We start from the raw sequence: 20,326 nt of genomic DNA, 5'->3' as shown, positions 1-20,326 counted from the left end.
AATACCCTTACTGAATGAAGAAAATTCTATCTTTTTTATTTATACTCTATACTTTCACCTCTGTTTTTGCACAATTGGACCGAGAACATTGGTTTGCTCCAATGGTAGATAGATCAGGAGCGCCCAGCCCCTACCAGAAACTTTATCTGTCTACCAGCAGAACGACACCTTTCCCTGTGAATATTTATAACAATAATGTTCTGATCGGAACTGTAAATATCAGTAAAAACAATCCACAGAAATTTGATGTTTTAAGGAATTATATTATTACCACCCAACAATCAGATGTATTCACCCCCACAACAAAAGGGTTATACCTGAAAGCAGAATTCCCATTTTACGCTAACTTAAGGTTTTCAGTACATAATCATGCAGAAATAATTACTTCCAAAGGCATTCCTTCTACCGGAAAAAATTTCTTTACCGCTTTTGCTCCTATTACCGTAAGCAATAACATTCTAAACTTCATGACCAGTATTCTGGCAACTGAAGACAACACGACTGTTACCATTACCGGCTACGGCCCACAGGTACAGTTTTCAAATGGAACTACAGGCGCTACTAACCCCACAATGACGATTACCTTAAACAAAGGACAATCTTATATCATTGATGGAATTGGAGACATGGCCGGAAATCTTGATGGATTTATCGGTGCTAAAATCACCTCAAACAAACCCGTGAATGTTACCAATGGAAACTTCAATGGACAATATGCAGGAAATTTCTCTACAAGCTCTGATATTTTAATGGATCAGGCTGTACCGGTTGACCGACTCGGAAATGAATTTGCCCTTGTAAAAGGCAACGGAACTATTGGCTCCAATATGGAAGGTGCAATCATTGTCGCAACTCAAGATAATACTCAAATTTATGTAAATAATGAGCTGGTTCCTATTGCGACCCTCAACACCGGAAAATACTTTGTGATCCCTGACACCAAATATATGCTTCAAGGCGGAGGACATTATAACTTATATATTAAGACTTCTAAAAATGCCTATGTCTACCAAATTTTATCAGGAGATTCCAACACAGGAAATGAAGTAGCTACCGGAGGTTTTAATTTTATTCCTGCTCTAAACTGCTATCTTCCAAAGCAGATCAATGAGCTTGGTTTTATTGATGAAAACTTTGTTCATTCCAATGGAAATCCATTGGGAATTCTCAACATTCCTACAAAGCTGAATCTTATTACAGAAAGAGGGGCAACGGTTACCGTAAATGGTGTAAATCCACCAGCCTCAACCGGCCCCTACAATATGACAGGAACCAATAATTGGGTGACCTATGGAATACCCAATACTACAGGAACAATCACTATAGTTTCAAACAAAGCAATCACTGCAGGTATTACTGCAGGGAGTGATGCGGTAGGATATGGAGGATTCTTTGCAGGCTTTCCCACACAGCCTGTTATTATAAAATCAGGAGGAAATTGTGCCCCGGGAATTGTACTTACTGTAGATCCCATCATTTATGACACCTATCAATGGTATAGAAACGGAAATCCTGTTTCTGGTGCTACCGGTTCTTCCATTACTCCCACACAGTCCGGATATTATACCTGTTCTGTGACCATGGGCAGCTGTGCTCCATTAGTTACTGAACAGTTTAAAGTATTGAACTGTACCAAACTTACCGCTACCTCCTATGATGTGTGTACCAGCCAGACTATCCCCCCTACATTCAGTAGCTCAACCCAAATTCCTGTCCCTGCTACAGTTGCCATAACCACTCCTCCCGCACTTGGCACAGCAGTTATAAACCCTGCTACAGGAATCATTACCTATACAGTTAATACTCCGGGTACAGCCGGAACAGATACATTCACCTATACTTTCTGTGGCAATGATCCGGACTTCCCGGATTGTGAAACCGTGACAGTAACCATCAATATCAAAGCGATTACCGTTACCAATGTAACCATGAAAGCCTGTGATATCAATGGGCAAGGAACATTTAATCTGACGACAGCCAATGTAACAGCAAATACCCCTGTCAATATCACCTATTATCCCACTCTACTCGATGCTCAAACGGAGAATCCTACTGCATTGATTACAACAGCCAATTCCTATACTACACCTAACGGAACCATCGTATATGCGGTGGTAAAAAATAGTCTGGGTTGTAAAAGTATCGCACAGATCACTCTTTCTCTTTACAACAAGGCCGTAGTTGTGGATAATTACAACGGTACTTTCTGTGATGATAATATGGATGGAACAGTCAATATCATACTATCCAATATCACAGGTATTGTTCTTAATAACCCGACGTATTTTACAGTAAGATATTATGCAAACTTAGCCAATGCCAATGCAGGAAATGCCAACACACTTCCTAATATCTGGAGTTATACAGCAACAACAACCATCTACATCAGAGTAGATTCTCCTGATGGTTGTGCATCAGTCATTAAACCTTTACAGTTCAGTATCGGAGCAAGAATACCATTATCAAGCAGATCCGTTACAGATACTGTGTGTGATGATGATCTGGATGGAATAAAATCTGTAAACCTTGCTCAGTTCATTCCTATGTTCACGACAGATCCCAATGTAACTTATACATTTCATGGAAGTTTGTCAGATGCTCAAAATGACATCAACCCAATTGCTGCAACAATCAATATTACAACTCCCCAGACTTTTTATATTCGTTTTGAAAAAAATGGAGTCTGTCCGGAAGTCGCTTCTATTAAAATCACCATTAAGATCCCCAAAAAATCAGATATACTGATAGACCAGACCATTTGTCCAAACGCAACGACAACACTGGATGCCGGCCCGGGATTTGAAAAATACCTATGGAGTACCGGTGCAACCACTCACTCAATCACCAACGTTCCTGCCGGAAGCTATTGGGTAGAGCTTACCTTCAATGGATGTGTTTATAAACAGCTTGTAAACGTTACAGAATATCAGCTTCCTCAAATTACTTCCATTGAAATTGATGGAACTACAGTAAAAGTTGGAGTAACCGGAGGTACACCTCCTTATGAATATTCACTGGATGGCGTTGTCTGGCAGAGTTCAAATATCTTTTATAATGTACCAAGAGGAGCACACTATGTGATGGTAAGAGATTCTAAGGTATGTGGAGAAGTTAAAAAGGAATTTGCCATCATTAATCTTATCAATACCATTACGCCTAATGGTGATGGCCGTAACGAAGGCATTGACTATTCTGCTTTAATGGCCAATGATAATCTTGTATTCCGGATCTTTGACCGATATGGAGCCGAAATCTTCAGAGGAACCCCGGAAAACAGATATACCTGGGATGGAAGAGTCGGAGGCAGATATGTTCCTACTGCTACTTATTGGTATTTTATCACCTGGACGGAATACGGATCTACAGTTTCCATAAAATATTCAAGCTGGCTGCTGGTAAAACACAGGTAAAAAATCATAGGCTGAAAGAAAGCAAATCACCAAAACTTTCTTTCAGCCTCTTGCTTTTTAGGCCTTCATTTGAATTAAAACGAGGTTTATAACACTCATTAACAATTTAATCCTAAAGTTTAATATAACTTTAACCACTATTCTTTATCTAATGAGACACAAATTGCTGTATTTCTATGTAATTTTGCCAATTATATGAAGAAACTGTTTACTCTGTTGCTATTGGTTTTTCTGGCAAAAATCAATGCTCAAATGTATTCCGGAGAAGTATTTCTAAGGGATAATTCTATCTTGTATCTTAACCAGGTATATGTTACCAATCTGAACACGCAAAAGACTGTTCTTACGGATTATAATGGTAATTTTAATGTTCCCGCAAATCCGGGGGATGTTATCCGTTTTACCTCTATTGTTACCGAAAGAAAAGACATCAAGATGACTCCACAATTGCTGGGTCAGAAAAATCTTATAGAACTAAAGATTGCATATTATGAGATTCAGGAAATTGTACTCAACAGATTCAAACCTACAGGAAATCTTCGTTATGATGTAAATTCATTAAGGAAAGAAGATAAAGGATTAGCAATTAAGAAAGTAATCGGACTTCCAGAACCTAAAGGAGACGGTACACCCCCTGAACTTCCGGTTGCAGGACTAAGAGATGGCGGACTTACTTTAAGTCTGGGAAGCATCTATGATATGCTTTCAGGAGAAAGAAAGAAAAAACAACGTTATCAGGCCTATGAAAAGATGAATAGTTCTGTTACCCAGATAAAGAATTATCTAGGTAAAGATTATTTCACCAGATTCAAAATTCCTGAAAACCTGATTGACAACTTCCTTCAGTTTGTTTATACGTCAGAAAATATACAGCCTTATGTATTAGCCGGAAACTTCGAAGCAATAAAAATACCTATTGAGAAATATGTGCCTATCTACCAAAAAAGATTAAGAAATTCTCACCTTCAGGAGGTAGTCACCAAATAAAATCTGATCTGAAAAAGAAACCAAAATTTCATATAGACCATAATCCATGTATCCCTTACATGGATTATTTTTTACCATTCAATACCGACTATTCAAAATTTATCAAATACTTGTATTTAATATTCAAAAATATGCTTAAATTTATGTCACAATTAAGTGTTTAAAATAAAAACAATACGATCTCGTTATCATAGTAAAAACTAATCGATCTAAACACAAATTAAGAGAAAGTATACCATTTTTAACTTAATATTTATTAATGAAAAAATTACTTTTACTTATTAGCTCAGTCTTGTTTTTCAGTCTGTCTGCCCAAAAAAAAGGGAAAGACTACAGCGAAATTATAAAAAGCAATAACATCTATGAAATCAATGCTTTCTTAAGAGATGCTCATCCTGATGATCCAAGACGGTCTGTCCTGAAACCAAGGGTTATGGAACTGATGAAAGAATACATCAAAAATGCCCACCCTGAAGATCAGAAAGTAAAAGATATGCAGGAAATGCTTGCCCTACTGAGAAGAAGACCCTCTACGAAGATTACTTTTGATGAAATGAATGCCATCATCAAACAGAAACAAATCGCAAAGTACAAGGCTGAACTTGCGGCAAAACAATCTACTACCGTTTATACGCCAAGCACAACTCAAAATACCTTTGTTGTAAATACATCCGCTAATGCAGCCATACCCAATGCTGAAGCTGAGGAATTCAATATGCTGATGACCGTCTCTCCTATTGAACATCAAAATAAAACCGTAAAGATCCTTAATTCCTTATTTGATAACGACCCTAATGCTAAGGAGTGCATTATTCTTATTCAAAATAATTCTGACTGTAATATCATTGTAAGAATGGAAGGAGTCGGAACCACCAAGTATAGGCTTGCCATTCCTGCTCATGGTGATAACTCTATAGTGATAGAAAAAGGACAGTATCTTTTCACAAGCTTAGTCTGCGGAGCTCAGTATGCCTCACAAAAAACCATTCAAAAACCAATTATGGTAGCTCTGGGAAGCGCAACAGCAAAGTAACCAAAACAATATCATCGTTTCTTCATAGGTCTTTTAGCTTTAAAAGAGCCATATTCTATGCAAATTTTACTATTTTTGCAAACATTTTATAAATCTCAATGGGCAAAAATAAATTAGCAAGGTTTGCAGAAAACAAAATATTACCAAATGTAATCCAACCAACAAGAGAAGATGCTATAAACGGCTTTGATCTTAAGGGAAAATGGAGAGAAAACTTCTTTAAAAACAACAATCCGATAGTTCTGGAATTAGGTTGCGGAAAAGGAGAATATTCTGTAGGACTGGCAAAAACATTTCCTGAAAAAAACTTTATCGGAATTGATATTAAAGGTGCCAGATTTTGGTTTGGAGCTAAAGAAGCTGTTGAAAATAACATGAATAATGTCGCTTTTTTAAGATCACAAATTGAACTTGTTGACCATTTCTTTGCTGAAAATGAAGTAGATGAAATCTGGATTACTTTTCCGGATCCACAGATCAAATATAAAAGAACCAAACACAGATTAACTCATCCAGACTTTTTAAGCCGATATAAAAAATTCCTTAAACCCGGCGGTATTATCCATTTAAAAACAGATTCAGAATTTCTTCACGGATATACTTTGGGCTACCTACAAGGTGCAGGACATGAAATTATTTCTGCTCACCATGACATCTATGGAGCCCCTGAATATGACCCTAATACAGAACATCTGAGAGACATCAAAACATATTATGAGGAACTATTTTCGGCTAAAGGAAAAACAATTACATATATAAAATTTCGAATAAGCTGATGAAATAAATAACTTTTGATGAAAAAAAAATTTTTAACGATTTTATTTTTCACTTTCCTTACCCCAGCCTTTACCTACGCACAAAAAAGCAGTAAAGACATCCTAAAAAGCACAAATATCAAGGAAATTGAAGAATATCTAAAGAATGCACACCCTGACGATCCGAAAAAGAGTGTACTAAAACCTAAACTCATTGCTCTAAAAAATTCTGAGTGGACCAAAGGAGCACTTACGGCCAAACCCATGGAAGCAAGGCCTGTATTGGCTGATATTCCTAAGAATGCTATGAAAGACCCCAGTTCAAAAGAAGCGGAGGAATTTAAGCGGTTAATTGCCGAAACATCCATTGAGCATAAAGAGAAAACAGAAAAACTCCTGAATGCAATGCTAAATGAGGATATTACCAAAAAGGAGGTGGTTCTTTTATTTAAAAACAACTCAGACTGCAACATTGTTCTTCGAATAGAAGGAAAAGATTACTATAATCTTGCCGTTCCTGCACATGGAGAAAGTTTCATTGTGATAAACAAAGGCTCTTATACTCTCAACAGTAACGTTTGTGATATGAAGTACTTTTCCCAGAAAGAGGTAAAAAAAAGTATCTTTGTAACCATTGATAATCCGAAAAAGCCAGTAGCTGAACAAAAGCCTGCTGCCAAACCGGAAAAACCCCTAAAAAAGAAAAGTAAAAAATAGAATAGGTATGAAAAAGCTATTAGTTCTCACAGGAATTTCATTAATTCTTACCAGCTGTAGCGCCAACTATGGCGGTTATCCCATAAGAAACCCCTACCCTGCCAATAACTCTGGCGGAAGTGTAGCCAATACAGTAAGAGAATATAACGAGCTTATAAAAACCTATAAACCAGAAACGGCAGAAGTCCTCAGCGATCTTCTTAATAATGACGATCCCGGCAATCCCAGAACCTCCATTTCAGTAGAGAATAAATCTTCTTGTAATATGGTCCTTACGGTAAGTGGAAACGGCTTCATTAAGAAGATTCCCATAGGGGCTGGAAAGATAGGCTATACCATGGTTCCTAAAAATCAAAACTACAGACTTTCAGGAATGGTTTGTAATTCATCCTATCAATCGACAAAGTATATAACAAGCTCCTATTCTATAACACTTAGAAACTAACATAAGGCCACAGAATTCTGTGGCCTTTCTTTTTATTTCTATTTTCAATAGGCTGACCTAGCTACAACCTAACTATTTAAACCTCTATAAAAATAAAAAACGCTGAACCTAAGTTCAGCGTTTTTCCTATATTAAAGAAAATCTTTAATTATTCTGCATCGAAATCAGCATCTGTATCAGCAGACACTTTTTCTCCTTCTTCTTTAGATTTTTCTTTATCAGCTTTTCTTTGAGACTGACCTTCTTTGATTGAATCAGAAACAATGCTCAAGATCATATCAATAGACTTAGAAGCATCATCGTTTCCTGGGATAACGAAGTCAACTTTTCTAGGGTCAGAGTTTGTATCAACGATACCGAAAACTGGAATACCTAATTTCTTAGCTTCAGTTACCGCGATGTGTTCTCTTAAGATATCAACTACAAAGATTGCAGAAGGAAGTCTAACCATGTCAGAGATAGAACCTAAGTTTTTCTCTAAGTTAGCTCTTTGTCTGTCAACTTGTAATCTCTCTTTTTTAGATAAAGTTTCGAACGTACCGTCTTTTTTCATTTTGTCGATAGAGTTCATCTTCTTTACCGCCTTTCTGATAGTAACGAAGTTCGTTAACATACCTCCTGGCCATCTTTCTGTAATATAAGGCATATTAAGTTCAGAAGCGTGTTTTGCAACCACTTCTTTCGCTTGCTTCTTAGTAGCTACGAAAAGAACTTTTTTACCTGCAGAAGTTAATTTTTCTAAAGCGCTGCACGCCTCATCCAATTTAACTGCTGTTTTATGTAAGTCTACAATGTGAATACCGTTTTTCTCCATAAAAATGTATGGAGCCATATTTGGATTCCACTTTCTAGTCATGTGACCGAAGTGTACGCCAGCCTCTAAAAGGTCTTTTACATTTGCTTTTGCCATGTTTTCTGTTTTTGTTAGTTTACTTTCCGTCTTTTAAACAATCAACAACTTCTTTAGATGGGAGAAGCGTTTGGATGCTAAACGTAACGGGCAATTTTTTTGTTTAGATAAATAGATTTTAGATAAAAGACAATAGATTGAATAAATTCTGAAATCTGAAATCTTGAATCTGAAGTCTGAAAATTAACGTTTTGAGAATTGGAATCTCTTTCTTGCTTTTTTCTGACCTGGCTTCTTTCTTTCCACCATTCTTGCGTCTCTTGTAAGTAAACCAGCTGGCTTTAATGCTAATCTGAACTCAGCGTTGATTTCGCATAAAGCTCTTGAAATACCTAATCTGATAGCCTCTGCCTGACCTGTATTACCACCACCGAAAACATTTACGGTAACGTCATACTGACCAACAGTCTCAGAAAGGATAAACGGTTGGTTTAATTTGTAAACCATCACGTCTGTAGAGAAATAAGTTGTAGCCTCTTTACCGTTTACTGTAATAACACCAGAACCTGGTTTTACATAAACTCTAGCTACAGAAGTTTTTCTTCTTCCGATTTTGTGAACTATAGACATAATTAATTATTTAAATTCGTTAACATTAATTGTTTTAGGCTGTTGAGCTTCATGTTTGTGCTCAGTTCCTTCATATAAATAAAGGTTCTTAAGGATAGCAGACCCTAATCTGTTTTTAGGCAACATACCTTTTACAGACTTTTCTAATACCTTTAAAGAATCTTTCTTCTGAAGTTCAGCCGCAGTCATAGACTTCTGTCCACCAGGGTATCCTGTATGCCAGATATAAGTCTTATCAGCCCACTTATTTCCGGAAAGCGTAATTTTCCCAGCATTCAAAACGATTACGTTATCACCACAATCTACGTGAGGTGTAAAGTTCGTTTTGTGCTTACCTCTCAAAATCTTTGCAACCGTAGAAGCTAGTCTTCCTAACGGCTGTCCTTCAGCGTCTACCACAACCCATTCTTTATTAGCAGTAGCTTTGTTCGCTGAAACAGTTTTGTAACTTAATGTATTCACACGTTTTAGTTAAAGATTAAACATAATTTACCCCTAAAAGGGTGTGCAAAGGTACAAATAATTTTCGTAACCCAAAAACATATTTCATTTAATCTATATAATATCTGCTATTCAACTCACTAGCAGTAGATTTTAACACTATTTATACTTTTGGCATAAAACTTGTAAAATGTTGTTGCGATGAAAAAAACGTTTAGAAGATTCTAAAAACACAACTGATAAAGTAAGAGTTTGGTCCCTCAACTCTTTCTTTATTAACTTTACCTTAAAGATTTCCGCAAAAGCTTATTGATCCCATTATTTTATCACTGAAATAATTATATTTGCCTCACAAACTTTTACTCATGAGCCACGGAAAGATCAGAGAAGATAAAACCTGCCTGAACTGCGGGCATCAGGTTGAAGAACGCTTCTGCCCCCATTGCGGACAGGAAAATACTGAAAGACGCCAACCATTTTATTTTCTTTTCACCCACTTTATTGAAGACTTCACCCATTATGATGGACAATTCTGGGGTACGGTAAAAAACCTACTATTTAAACCCGGAAAGCTTACAAACACTTACCTGGAAGGTAAGAGACAAGTATTTGTTCCCCCTGTAAAGCTCTACATCTTCGTCAGTTTTATTACTTTTTTTGTGTTTGCCCTTTTTCCTATGGTAAATCTTAACTTTAATGATTCCAATGAAAACAAAGAAGTAAATAAAATAAATGTTTTTCAAAAATTAAAATCCCCGGAGACACAGAAAATACTGGATAGTATAAAGGCTAAAAAAAACCTAACAGAAGAAGACTCGCTGACTATTAAAGGTTTAAACGCAATTTCTGATTCTGCAAAAATAGATGATGTTAGAGAAATTCTGGAGCTGAACAAGACAATAGATCCTGAGGTTGAGTATGGAAATTATAAAACCAGAAAGTCTTACGACTCAGCTATGGCTAAAAATCCATCAATTTTTGATGCTATCCAAAAACCGATAGCTCATAAATTCTTTGACCTCAAAGAAAAAGGAGTAACAAAAGAGGAAATAGTTGTTAATATGATACAAAAGTCATTTCACAACCTACCCAAAGCCCTTTTCATCTATCTTCCGCTCTTTGCGTTCTTTTTATGGATTTTTCATAGCAAGAAAAAATGGTGGTATTTTGACCACGGGATCTTTACCCTGCATTATTTCTCGTTTCTTTTATTAACAATCCTGCTGATATTCTTACTCACCAAATTGATAGGCCTAGTAGACTTTTGGCTTGCTAATACTATCTTATATATTCTGGTGATGGCCTTATCAATATATAGTGTTGGATATTTCTTTATTGCTCACCGTAGGGTTTACCATGCACATGGCCTCGTAAGCTTTATTATTGGAGCCATATTGTTTACCCTTAATTTATTTGCATTTACGTTTTTAGTTGTCGGTCTTGCTATAATTAGCTTTCTGATGATTCACTAAATAAAAAAACTGAGGCTGTCTATTTTGACAGCCTCAGTTTTTATTTTCTTAATGACTTGCTACCTCGAAAGCTAGCAAATAAATAATACGCTACAAAAACCGTAGAAAACTTTAGGATGGAAGGAATCGCTAATTCTAATTTAAAAATCAGGGTTCCCACCAGAACAAGAATTCCCATGGCTACAAATGATAAGCCTAGTTTTTGAGGTAAAGTAAAGTTGGGCGTATCCAAATAATAAGCAATTCCCCATGCAGTTCCAAAGGCAAAGGCATAATAAATATCCAATGCGATGTTCTCTGAACTTAAAAAGAAATAATTGATAAGGAAGCTTATTACCGTTCCCAATGCGAAGTACATCAAAGCTTTTTGCATGTCTGTAAAATATTTTGCAAAAGTAGAGAATTTAATTTGAGAATCTGAAGCCGGTCTTATTTGAAAATAAAATCCCTGTAACTCATTTTAACTCTGCAACTCCCGATCTTTCAAACTTTTAAACACTTAAACAAAAAAAAGGGGACATTTAATTAAATAGCCTTAACCAAAAGATTGATAATCAATACCATAAAATCAAACACAGGGTTCTTTTTTTATTATTATATTTGGAAACTTAGAAACTTTCTAGAATTTTTATGGAAACCCAAAAATATACTCCAACCAACAAGGTAAGAATCGTAACGGCTGCCTCATTATTTGACGGACATGATGCTGCGATCAATATTATGCGTCGTGTCATTCAGGGAACTGGATGTGAAGTTATTCACCTAGGACATGACAAATCTGCAGAGGAAGTTGTAAATACAGCGATCCAGGAAGATGCCAATGCTATTGCATTAACGTCCTATCAAGGGGGTCACAATGAATATTTTAAATATATCTATGACCTTTTAAGAGAAAAAAACTCTCCACAAATTAAAATTTTTGGCGGCGGTGGCGGTGTAATCCTACCCGAAGAAATCGAAGATATTATGTCTTACGGAATCGACAGGATTTATTCTCCGGACGACGGTCGCGAACTTGGTTTGCAGGGAATGATCGATGATTTGGTTAAAAGATCAGATTTTGCAACAGGAAAAGAGGTAACAGCAAGTGATTTAGATTCAATTAGCTTTGAAAACTCTACGAGTATTGCTAAAATTATTTCTGCCGTTGAAAATTTTTCAGAAGATAAACCTGAACTAGTAAAAGCCATTGACGAAAAATCAAAGGATTTAAATATTCCAATTATTGGTATCACCGGAACGGGTGGTGCAGGAAAATCTTCTTTGACGGATGAACTGGTAAGACGCTTCCTTCGTTCAAATCCTGGTAAAAAAATGGCCATTATTTCCATTGACCCTTCGAAAAAGAAAACCGGGGGTGCATTATTGGGAGACAGAATCCGTATGAATGCAATCAATGACTCTAGAGTTTATATGCGTTCAATGGCGACGAGAGAAAACAATGTTTCAGTTTCTCCGTTCATTCATTCAGCTTTAAATGTTTTGAAACTGGCTCATCCTGATGTAATTATTCTTGAAACTTCAGGTATCGGACAATCTGGTTCGGAAGTTTCAGATTTTGCTGATGTTTCAATGTATGTAATGACTCCTGAATATGGAGCTTCTACACAGTTGGAAAAAATCGACATGTTAGATTATGCAGATTTAGTAGCCCTGAACAAATCTGATAAACGTGGTGCTCTTGATGCGCTTCAGGCGGTAAGAAAACAATTCCAAAGAAACCACTTATTGTGGGAAAGCCCATTGGATGACATGCCGGTTTATGCAACGAAAGCTTCTCAGTTCAACGACCACGGAACAACAGAATTATACAACAGACTTGTTGCAAAAGTAAACGATAAATTTTCCGATTTAAATCTGCAAGGTTTTGTAGAACAGGAAATTACAGATGAAGTAACAATTATCCCTCCTAAAAGAGTACGTTACCTTTCTGAGATTGTTGAAAATAACAGACAATATGATGCTAATATTGAAAAACAGGCAGAATTAGCCAGAAAAATGTATCACATTGAAGGAGTGAGAAATTTCCTTTCTAATGAAACTTTAGATGCTGAATATCAAAAGGCTGAAAAAGATCTTCAACAGGAAAATATCGACTTCCTAAAAACTTGGGATGACACGAAAAAAGCTTTCCATGCTGAGTTTTATTCCTATTTTGTAAGAGGAAAAGAAATTAAGGTTGAAACCTCAACAGAATCTTTATCTCACTTAAGAATTCCAAAAATTGCTTTACCTAAATATACCGATTGGGGTGATTTGATTAAATGGAAAGGTCAGGAAAATCTTCCGGGAGGATTCCCTTATACTGCAGGAATTTATCCTTTCAAAAGAACGGGTGAAGATCCTACAAGAATGTTCGCAGGAGAAGGAGGACCAGAAAGAACAAACAGAAGATTTCATTACGTTTCGGCGGAAATGGATGCAAAACGTTTATCTACAGCTTTTGACTCTGTAACCCTATACGGACAAGACCCTGCTTTACCTCCTGATATTTATGGTAAAATTGGAAATGCAGGAGTTTCTATTGCGACTTTAGATGATGCTAAAAAATTGTACTCCGGATTTGATTTGGTGAATGCAATGACTTCTGTTTCTATGACCATCAACGGACCTGCACCGATGTTATTAGCTTTCTTTATGAATGCCGCCATTGACCAGAACGTTGAAAAATATATTGCTGAGAACAAGCTTGAAGCCAATGTTGAGAAAGCTTTAAAAGCAAAATTCGATGACAAAGGCTTAGAAAGACCAAGATATAACGGTGAATTACCACCTTCAAATAATGGATTAGGTCTAAAATTATTAGGTTTAACCGGAGATGAAGTAATTCCTGCTGAAGCCTATGCTGAAATTAAAGCCAAAACCATCGCGACAGTTCGTGGAACGGTTCAGGCAGATATTTTAAAAGAAGATCAGGCTCAGAATACTTGTATCTTCTCTACTGAATTTGCCTTGAGATTAATGGGTGACGTTCAGGAATATTTCATCACAGAAAAAGTAAGAAACTTTTACTCGGTTTCTATTTCAGGATATCACATTGCGGAAGCGGGTGCAAATCCGGTTTCTCAGTTGGCATTTACGCTGGCAAATGGTTTCACTTATGTGGAATATTATTTGAGCCGTGGAATGGACATCAATGATTTCGCTCCAAACTTATCGTTCTTCTTCTCGAATGGTATCGATCCTGAGTATTCAGTAATCGGACGTGTAGCAAGAAGAATCTGGGCAAAAGCAATGAAACTTAAATATGGAGCAGATGAAAGAAGCCAGATGTTGAAATACCACATCCAAACTTCGGGACGTTCTCTTCACGCTCAGGAGATTGATTTTAATGATATCAGAACCACGCTTCAGGCGCTTTATGCTATTTATGACAACTGTAATTCATTGCATACAAACGCTTATGACGAAGCGATTACAACTCCTACAGAACAATCTGTAAGAAGAGCAATGGCAATCCAGTTGATTATCAACAAAGAACTAGGATTAGCGAAAAACGAAAATCCGCTTCAAGGTTCATTTATTATTGAGGAATTGACAGATTTAGTGGAAGAAGCGGTTTACGCAGAATTCGACAGGATTACAGAAAGAGGTGGAGTTTTGGGTGCAATGGAAACGATGTACCAACGTTCAAAAATTCAGGAAGAATCAATGCATTATGAATGGTTGAAACACACTGGAGAATATCCAATTATTGGGGTAAACACTTTCCTTGGAAAAGATGGTTCGCCAACAGTTCGTCCCGGAGAAGTTATCCGTTCAACTGAGGAGGAAAAGCAGGTTCAGATAGAGACGCTTCATAATTTCCAAAAATCTAATGAAAACAAGTCAGAAGCTGCCTTAAAAACATTACAACACGCTGCCATTAATCAACAAAATTTATTTAATGTAATGATGGATGCTGTGAAGTATTGTTCTCTGGGACAGATTACCAATGCTTTGTTCGAAGTAGGTGGAAAATACAGAAGAAACATGTAGAATATAAAAAAACTAACAATGAAAACTCTTTTTAAAATTATTTGTTGCCTTGTTTTATTTTCATGTAGTGGATCAGATGATGACACTTCATCAGACAACAAACCAACTGAACCGCCAGTTGAAGGATACTTTCAGGCAAAAATTGAAGGTGTAGACAAAAAAGTCGAAAATAAAGGAACTACCCATTATGTAGAATGGAGAAAATCAAAAGATTCGCATAATCGCGATTATTATGGGATTTTCATATATGCTTATGACCAGGGATTTTATTTAGATTCTAAAATTTATACAGACAATATTGAAGTGGGCAGAGAGTACGTTTATGTACATACGGATGTTCCTACCTCTATGAATATGGATTTCAACTATTCTGAAACTTGTGTAGCACCAAACTGTTCATCCTATTGGGGATGTACCAATAGTTTCTATGGGAAACCGACCGGAAAAATCACCATCACTTCATTTGATGGCAAAAAGATGTCCGGTAAAATAGAAACCAAAGTGAATCATCAATATTATGGGGTAACAACCAATCAGACAAGAACCATTAGTAGTGGTGTTTTTGTGAATGCAGAAAAAGCGACAGGAAGTTTATAGTTTAGATATTCCAACAGTTTTTACTGAAAACAGCTTATCCGCACCCTATTTTTGAATTATTTTTCAGAAAATATAAAAACCTCAAGGAGTTTCTTTGAGGTTTTTTGTATTTTTATTCCTCAACATATAATCATGAAAGAAAAATTTCAAATTTCGAGTCCCTGCAGTCAGGACTGGGAGAACATGGAGCAGGTTTCAGAGGGCAAATTCTGTGATGAATGCAAAAAAAAGGTATGGGATTTCGATCATCTTCCTGAAACAAAAATTGATACGGTTTTAGAAAGCAAGACCTCCATTTGTGCGAAAAAAACATATTTAAAACCTACTTTTTCCAGTGTATTTTTAGCCTTAACACTTACCTCTTCAATCTACGTGAATGCACAAACTGAAAATAAGTCTGCCACTGAAAATGTCTATCAAAAAGAGATTACAATAAAAGGGAAGCTGGTTTCTTTAAGAAATGTAACGTTAGCAGCAGGAGAAATATCATTAGTAACATTGGATAGGCTGTACAGTGCAAAAGCCGATGAAAACGGAAACTTCACCTTATCTTTTCCGGAAAAAGTATTAACGGAACATAACATTGTCAGAATTGATTATACAACTATAGATTCAAATAATAAAGAATTTACCGATCATAAGTCTTCCATCTTTAAAACCAATGAGTTATTGGGTAAACAAAACTTTGAAATTGAAGAAAAGTACGTAACTGTAGGAGGCCTTTACATCTCAGATCATCAACCTCCTGACTATTATTTTCTGGATGGAAAAAAAATAGGAAAAAGAAAGTTTGAAAAAATAAAGGAGGAACACCCTGAATATAAGTACCGGGCATTCTATGATGAAGTAGTCGTTAAGAAACTGGCCAACAAAAGCTTTATAGATAACCTTTATTTACTTTATTCTAAGTAAAAATCTATAAATCCCTGAAAAATTGATCAGGGATTTTTTATTTTCGCAGAACAATTATTCTCATGAAGCCAAAAGCCTTATTCAACTGGAGCAGCGGGAAAGATTCTACACTTGCTCTTTACAAGATATTACAAGAGGATCAGTATGAGGTCTCTACTCTATTGACAAGCATCAATCAGGAGTTTCAAAGAATTTCCATGCATGGTGTACATGTTTCCCTTTTGGAAAAACAAGCTGAAAGTTTAGGACTTCCTTTAATTAAAATGGAACTTCCCAAGGAACCCTCCATGGAGGAGTATCAACAAATTATGAGTAAAACGATGTCTGAAATACAAGCTCAGGGCATCACCTACTCTATTTTTGGAGATATCTTTCTGGAAGATCTTCGTAAATATCGTGAGGATCAACTAAAAGCTATTGGAATGCAAGCCTTATTTCCTCTTTGGAAAAAAGATACTTTAAACCTCATCCATGAGTTTCTGGATCTTGGTTTTAGAACCATAGTAACCTGTGTAAACGGAACCTATCTGGATCAAAGCTTTGCAGGACGTATTATTGATCAGCAATTTCTTGATGATCTTCCCGATAATGTAGATCCTTGTGGAGAAAATGGTGAGTTCCATACTTTCACCTTTGATGGTCCTATTTTCAAGAATCCTATTGATTTTGAAATTGGAGAAATTGTAAAGAAAACCTATCCCAAGCCTAAAGCCAATTCCGAAGATCAGGATGAAGACTATGTTTTTTGGTTCTGTGATCTGGTATTAAAATAAGCCCGGAATTTTATCAACGGGCTTTTCAATATTATTTTAACGCTGTTATCACATCATTCATTAGATCAAATACCAAACGAATATCACTTTCGTTGGTTTGCCAATTTACAAAAGCGGCCCGAATTCCTTTATGCTGGTTATAAAAAGTAGGAGTCATGAAAACTTTTCCCGTGTCATTAAGTAATTCCAGAAAACGGACAACTTCATCTTGCTTATTTTCGTCTTTCAATGTAAAGCAAACAGTATTAAGCCGTACCGGAGCTAGTAATTTAAAATCATTGCTATTTGCAACAAATTGCCCAAACTGTTTTGCCAGAGATACATTATTTTCCACGATATCCCGATACCCTTCCTTTCCATAAGCCATGATAGAAAACCACGCAGGCAGGGCCTTTAATCTTCTTGAATTCTCAGGAAGAAAATTTAAATAGCCGAAACTCTCCAGTGGATCTCCCAAATAAGGAGCATTAGAATTCTGAAAAGTCTCTACCTGTAAAATTTTATATTGGTCCTTAATCAGGAAGACAGCACTTTCATAAGGAACATTAAGCCATTTGTGGCAATCTACGGTAATACTGTCGGCATATTCCCAGCCTTCCAGAAGATGTTTATAGTTTTCTGAACACGCTGCAAAACCTCCGAAAGCAGCATCAATATGCCACCAGAAGTTATATTTATCCTTTAATTTTTTTATTTCCACAAAATCATCGAAGTCAACTGTATTTACTGTTCCTCCGCTTGAGATCAGAAGAAACGGTTCCCCATTAAGTCTCATAATCTGATCTTCTAAATCTGAAATGGAAACGGCTTCACGATCATCTCCGGTTTTTATTGTGATCATATTACTGCTTCCTACTCCTAGCAATGACAAAGATTTTATGGAGGACGAATGTGGTGTAGCCGTCAGGATTCTCATAGGTTCGGAAAGACCATCTTTAGCAATATCTTTCCCTTGTTGTTTTCCCAACCATTGACGAGCCACCGCCATGCATGTAAAATTAGACATAGTAGCCCCTGTTACAAAGCCACCCAAAAAGTTATTGGGAAGCCTGAGAAGCTTCAACATTAATTGTATTGTTTCCAGTTCTACATTGGCAGAAATATCCCCTTGTCCTTTTACAGATTGAGTGTTCTGATCATAAATCGTTGCCAGCCAATCACCGGCAATGGAAGCGGGAGTAGAGCCTCCGGTAACAAATCCCCAATATCTGGGTCCTGACGACCCAACCATAATAGGTTCAAATCTTTCATTGAATATTTTTAGTGTTTCTTCAGCTCCATAACCTGATTCCGATAGTTCATGCTGAGCAGGCTCAAAAGCTTCATTTATTGTTGTAGGTCTGTCTGCAATAGAATTGAGATATTCTGTTCCCTGCTTCTTTATGGTGTCCAAAATATAGTCAATTTGGGCCGCATCATTTTTTAAATGGTCATTCATTATTTTTCGGATTACAGATAATTTATTCAAATGTATTGAATACTCCTCAAAGAATCATTAAATACCTATTAAATGCCCCAAAAAGTCTTTATTAGCACGCATTTTGCATATCCCAATGCTCTTAAAAATTTCAGTATCTTTAAGAATATCAATTTTAATGTAAAAAATAAACACCCGTGATCAAAAATTTATTATTCCTTTTGCCTTTCTGTTTTTTTCTTTCCTGTAAAACCGAAACACCTCCCCCTCCCATTGATAAAAAAGCAGTAATTGATTCCACCATCACCGCTTTTCAAAAGACCCTTTTAGAACAACAGATTGATTCTGTATTTAAAAAATATCAATTCAATGGCAGTGTTGTCGTTTTTAAGGATTCTCTACCGTTGTACAGAAAAGAAAACGGGTATTCAGATTTTAAAAGGAAAATAAAAATTGACAGCAGTACTATTTTTGCTATCGGATCTGTAAGTAAGCAGTTCACCGCTGTTTTGGTGCTGCTTCAGATGGAGCAGGGAAAACTGAATGTTACAGACAAGGTTTCAAAATATCTGAAGGAATTCCAGATTAAAGAATATGAAAACATCACTATTCATCAGCTTCTGAACCATACTTCCGGATTGAACATGCTGGGTGGAAAACTGATGTTTAAAAGCGGTTCTGATTTCTATTATTCCAATGACGGATTTAATGCACTAGGAAAAATTGTAGAAACAGTGTCCGGAAAATCATATGATGAAAATGCAATGGAGCTTTTTAAAAAGGCGGGAATGGGCCATTCTTCTACGGACGAAATTTTTAAAGGAAATAATTTTGCCTCGGCTTATGTTGGGAATGCCAGCAGAGCTGAAGAAGTTCCGAACATGCCGAAAAGACTTGGTGGAAAAGAAATTGGAACTCCTGCCGGAGGGATACTTTCTACCATTAAGGATCTTCACACCTGGAATAATGCCCTTTATGGCGGAAAAATCCTTAAGCCTGAAACCCTCAATCAGTTTATGGCCAAAAGTGCAGAAAGACGACATGCGATCTTTGGAAAAATGGGCTATGCCTACGGAATCATGTTGAACATCGGCAAGCCCAATTCTTATTTTCACAGTGGGTATGTAAAGGGGTCTCCGTCCTTAAATATCTATTATCCTGAAACGAAGACCTCTGTTATTATCCTTTCCAATATTGCGGATGAGGAAAAAGGCAAAGGCCTGGTCTTCAAACCCCATATAGAGGTGAAAAAGATCACGGATAATCTTGAAAACACATTAGTGCAGCTTAAATCAAAACACTAGTCTTCTTTGCATTGTAATACAATAACTGAATTTTAACTGCAATAGCATATAAGAAGAAAACCTTCATTATTCCGCTTGCTGCGTCCGTTACATTATTACCCCAAAACCATGCAACAGAAAAAAGGATAATACCAACGAAGGCATTCTTTAAAATTAAGGGATGAAAGCTAAGTCGTACATAATTGTATAGTCTCATTTTTCCAAATACAAGGTTATACCCCAGAAGTACTCCCATAATGCTTAATAATGAAATCTGAGAATACCTGAATACATTGGAATTGCTGTACATAAACAACGCAAGAAGCAATGAAAAAGCAACAGCAGAAAAGGTAATGGTCTTAAATCTTTTCTGAATCACTGATTTTTCAATTCTTGCGATCTTTCTGGATGATAGAAAATCTGCTTTCACCAGATTTAACTCTTTATTCCAGCTAAGTTTTGCTTGTTGAAAAGCTTCCTGAAAACTGATGTTTTTCTCTTCTTGTTGCACTGAAATTTGTTCTATGAAATGATCTTTAATTTCAATAAACAATTCAGAATTTAAATTCTTTGATAAAAGGTATCTTTCGATCTCCTTTTCCTGATTGATAGCCATCATAGTAAAA

Annotated in this window: 18 protein-coding genes; 12 read left to right on the top strand and 6 right to left on the bottom strand. The window is 36.4% G+C overall.

Annotated features, from left to right (window positions below; genetic code table 11):
* Positions 1 to 14: 14 nt before the first annotated feature.
* The 6 genes from SCA31_RS13220 (at position 15) to SCA31_RS13195 (ending at position 7,347) form a co-directional block, all read left to right on the top strand.
* A complete protein-coding gene (locus tag SCA31_RS13220) occupies positions 15 to 3,410 on the top strand; it encodes a T9SS type B sorting domain-containing protein (RefSeq protein WP_410697464.1) in 3,396 nt (1,131 codons plus the stop codon).
* A 195-nt stretch (positions 3,411 to 3,605) separates the two neighbouring features.
* Positions 3,606 to 4,397, top strand: coding sequence for a hypothetical protein (locus SCA31_RS13215; RefSeq protein WP_410697463.1), 792 nt, complete (start codon positions 3,606 to 3,608; stop codon positions 4,395 to 4,397).
* Between the two features lie 259 nt (positions 4,398 to 4,656).
* Positions 4,657 to 5,430 carry a DUF6759 domain-containing protein gene (locus SCA31_RS13210; RefSeq protein ID WP_410697462.1) on the top strand — a complete coding sequence of 258 codons (774 nt, stop codon included), beginning with the start codon at positions 4,657 to 4,659 and terminating at the stop codon, positions 5,428 to 5,430.
* A gap of 98 nt (positions 5,431 to 5,528) precedes the next feature.
* A complete protein-coding gene (trmB, locus tag SCA31_RS13205; RefSeq protein WP_410697461.1) occupies positions 5,529 to 6,206 on the top strand; it encodes a tRNA (guanosine(46)-N7)-methyltransferase TrmB in 678 nt (225 codons plus the stop codon).
* Between the two features lie 18 nt (positions 6,207 to 6,224).
* On the top strand, positions 6,225 to 6,902 hold the full coding sequence (locus tag SCA31_RS13200) for a DUF6759 domain-containing protein (protein ID WP_410697460.1): 678 nt from the start codon (positions 6,225 to 6,227) through the stop codon (positions 6,900 to 6,902).
* Between the two features lie 7 nt (positions 6,903 to 6,909).
* On the top strand, positions 6,910 to 7,347 hold the full coding sequence (locus SCA31_RS13195) for a DUF6759 domain-containing protein (RefSeq protein ID WP_410697459.1): 438 nt from the start codon (positions 6,910 to 6,912) through the stop codon (positions 7,345 to 7,347).
* Between the two features lie 148 nt (positions 7,348 to 7,495).
* On the opposite strand, the gene rpsB is transcribed toward SCA31_RS13195, so the two are convergent.
* The 3 genes from rpsB to rplM form a co-directional block, all read right to left on the bottom strand.
* The gene (gene rpsB / locus SCA31_RS13190; protein ID WP_045501217.1) at positions 7,496 to 8,257 is read right to left on the bottom strand and encodes a 30S ribosomal protein S2; all 762 of its coding nucleotides are present in this window, start codon (positions 8,255 to 8,257) and stop codon (positions 7,496 to 7,498) included.
* A gap of 183 nt (positions 8,258 to 8,440) precedes the next feature.
* The gene (gene rpsI / locus SCA31_RS13185) at positions 8,441 to 8,827 is read right to left on the bottom strand and encodes a 30S ribosomal protein S9 (RefSeq protein WP_410697458.1); all 387 of its coding nucleotides are present in this window, start codon (positions 8,825 to 8,827) and stop codon (positions 8,441 to 8,443) included.
* A 6-nt stretch (positions 8,828 to 8,833) separates the two neighbouring features.
* Positions 8,834 to 9,289 (bottom strand): 50S ribosomal protein L13, encoded by a 456-nt coding sequence (gene rplM, locus SCA31_RS13180; protein WP_047385928.1) that lies wholly within the window; start codon positions 9,287 to 9,289, stop codon positions 8,834 to 8,836.
* Between the two features lie 344 nt (positions 9,290 to 9,633).
* On the opposite strand from rplM, the gene SCA31_RS13175 reads away from it, so the two are divergent.
* Positions 9,634 to 10,740 carry a DUF3667 domain-containing protein gene (locus SCA31_RS13175; RefSeq protein WP_410697457.1) on the top strand — a complete coding sequence of 369 codons (1,107 nt, stop codon included), beginning with the start codon at positions 9,634 to 9,636 and terminating at the stop codon, positions 10,738 to 10,740.
* Positions 10,741 to 10,780: 40 nt separating this feature from the next.
* Here SCA31_RS13175 and SCA31_RS13170 read toward each other — a convergent pair whose 3' ends face one another.
* Entirely contained in the window at positions 10,781 to 11,113 is a 333-nt protein-coding gene (locus SCA31_RS13170) for a hypothetical protein (protein WP_106915526.1), read from the bottom strand.
* Between the two features lie 257 nt (positions 11,114 to 11,370).
* Here SCA31_RS13170 and SCA31_RS13165 point away from each other — a divergent pair, with 257 nt between their 5' ends.
* From SCA31_RS13165 to SCA31_RS13150, 4 genes are all read left to right on the top strand, one after another.
* Positions 11,371 to 14,718, top strand: a complete 3,348-nt coding sequence (locus tag SCA31_RS13165) for a methylmalonyl-CoA mutase family protein (RefSeq protein WP_410697456.1) — start codon at positions 11,371 to 11,373, stop codon at positions 14,716 to 14,718.
* 18 nt (positions 14,719 to 14,736) lie between these two features.
* Positions 14,737 to 15,315, top strand: coding sequence for a hypothetical protein (locus SCA31_RS13160; protein WP_410697455.1), 579 nt, complete (start codon positions 14,737 to 14,739; stop codon positions 15,313 to 15,315).
* A gap of 132 nt (positions 15,316 to 15,447) precedes the next feature.
* A complete protein-coding gene (locus tag SCA31_RS13155) occupies positions 15,448 to 16,227 on the top strand; it encodes a hypothetical protein (RefSeq protein ID WP_410697454.1) in 780 nt (259 codons plus the stop codon).
* A gap of 62 nt (positions 16,228 to 16,289) precedes the next feature.
* Complete coding sequence (locus tag SCA31_RS13150; protein ID WP_410697453.1) at positions 16,290 to 17,000, top strand: diphthine--ammonia ligase; 711 nt, start codon at positions 16,290 to 16,292, stop codon at positions 16,998 to 17,000.
* A gap of 31 nt (positions 17,001 to 17,031) precedes the next feature.
* On the opposite strand, the gene SCA31_RS13145 is transcribed toward SCA31_RS13150, so the two are convergent.
* The gene (locus tag SCA31_RS13145; RefSeq protein WP_410697452.1) at positions 17,032 to 18,438 is read right to left on the bottom strand and encodes a pyridoxal phosphate-dependent decarboxylase family protein; all 1,407 of its coding nucleotides are present in this window, start codon (positions 18,436 to 18,438) and stop codon (positions 17,032 to 17,034) included.
* A 176-nt stretch (positions 18,439 to 18,614) separates the two neighbouring features.
* Between SCA31_RS13145 and SCA31_RS13140 the strand changes: the two genes are divergently transcribed.
* The gene (locus tag SCA31_RS13140) at positions 18,615 to 19,721 is read left to right on the top strand and encodes a serine hydrolase domain-containing protein (protein WP_410697451.1); all 1,107 of its coding nucleotides are present in this window, start codon (positions 18,615 to 18,617) and stop codon (positions 19,719 to 19,721) included.
* On the opposite strand, the gene SCA31_RS13135 is transcribed toward SCA31_RS13140, so the two are convergent.
* Positions 19,705 to 20,319, bottom strand: a complete 615-nt coding sequence (locus tag SCA31_RS13135) for a hypothetical protein (RefSeq protein ID WP_410697450.1) — start codon at positions 20,317 to 20,319, stop codon at positions 19,705 to 19,707. The genes SCA31_RS13140 and SCA31_RS13135 overlap by 17 nt on opposite strands.
* Positions 20,320 to 20,326: the final 7 nt, after the last annotated feature.

This window comes from Chryseobacterium sp. SIMBA_028 (assembly GCF_046535285.1).
GTDB lineage: Bacteria > Bacteroidota > Bacteroidia > Flavobacteriales > Weeksellaceae > Chryseobacterium.
The sequence above is the reverse complement of the archived record's forward strand: the minus strand, read 5'-3'. Positions and strand labels throughout refer to the sequence as shown.

Coding starts and splice junctions, on each gene's coding strand:
- SCA31_RS13135 (WP_410697450.1), bottom strand. CDS start 20,319: ATGATGGCTATCAATCAGGAAAAGGAGATCGAAAGATACCTTTTATCA.
- SCA31_RS13195 (WP_410697459.1), top strand. CDS start 6,910: ATGAAAAAGCTATTAGTTCTCACAGGAATTTCATTAATTCTTACCAGC.
- SCA31_RS13175 (WP_410697457.1), top strand. CDS start 9,634: ATGAGCCACGGAAAGATCAGAGAAGATAAAACCTGCCTGAACTGCGGG.
- SCA31_RS13220 (WP_410697464.1), top strand. CDS start 15: ATGAAGAAAATTCTATCTTTTTTATTTATACTCTATACTTTCACCTCT.
- SCA31_RS13210 (WP_410697462.1), top strand. CDS start 4,657: ATGAAAAAATTACTTTTACTTATTAGCTCAGTCTTGTTTTTCAGTCTG.
- SCA31_RS13200 (WP_410697460.1), top strand. CDS start 6,225: ATGAAAAAAAAATTTTTAACGATTTTATTTTTCACTTTCCTTACCCCA.
- SCA31_RS13165 (WP_410697456.1), top strand. CDS start 11,371: ATGGAAACCCAAAAATATACTCCAACCAACAAGGTAAGAATCGTAACG.
- rpsI (WP_410697458.1), bottom strand. CDS start 8,827: ATGTCTATAGTTCACAAAATCGGAAGAAGAAAAACTTCTGTAGCTAGA.
- SCA31_RS13160 (WP_410697455.1), top strand. CDS start 14,737: ATGAAAACTCTTTTTAAAATTATTTGTTGCCTTGTTTTATTTTCATGT.
- SCA31_RS13170 (WP_106915526.1), bottom strand. CDS start 11,113: ATGCAAAAAGCTTTGATGTACTTCGCATTGGGAACGGTAATAAGCTTC.
- trmB (WP_410697461.1), top strand. CDS start 5,529: ATGGGCAAAAATAAATTAGCAAGGTTTGCAGAAAACAAAATATTACCA.
- rpsB (WP_045501217.1), bottom strand. CDS start 8,257: ATGGCAAAAGCAAATGTAAAAGACCTTTTAGAGGCTGGCGTACACTTC.
- SCA31_RS13145 (WP_410697452.1), bottom strand. CDS start 18,438: ATGAATGACCATTTAAAAAATGATGCGGCCCAAATTGACTATATTTTG.
- SCA31_RS13150 (WP_410697453.1), top strand. CDS start 16,290: ATGAAGCCAAAAGCCTTATTCAACTGGAGCAGCGGGAAAGATTCTACA.
- SCA31_RS13155 (WP_410697454.1), top strand. CDS start 15,448: ATGAAAGAAAAATTTCAAATTTCGAGTCCCTGCAGTCAGGACTGGGAG.
- SCA31_RS13215 (WP_410697463.1), top strand. CDS start 3,606: ATGAAGAAACTGTTTACTCTGTTGCTATTGGTTTTTCTGGCAAAAATC.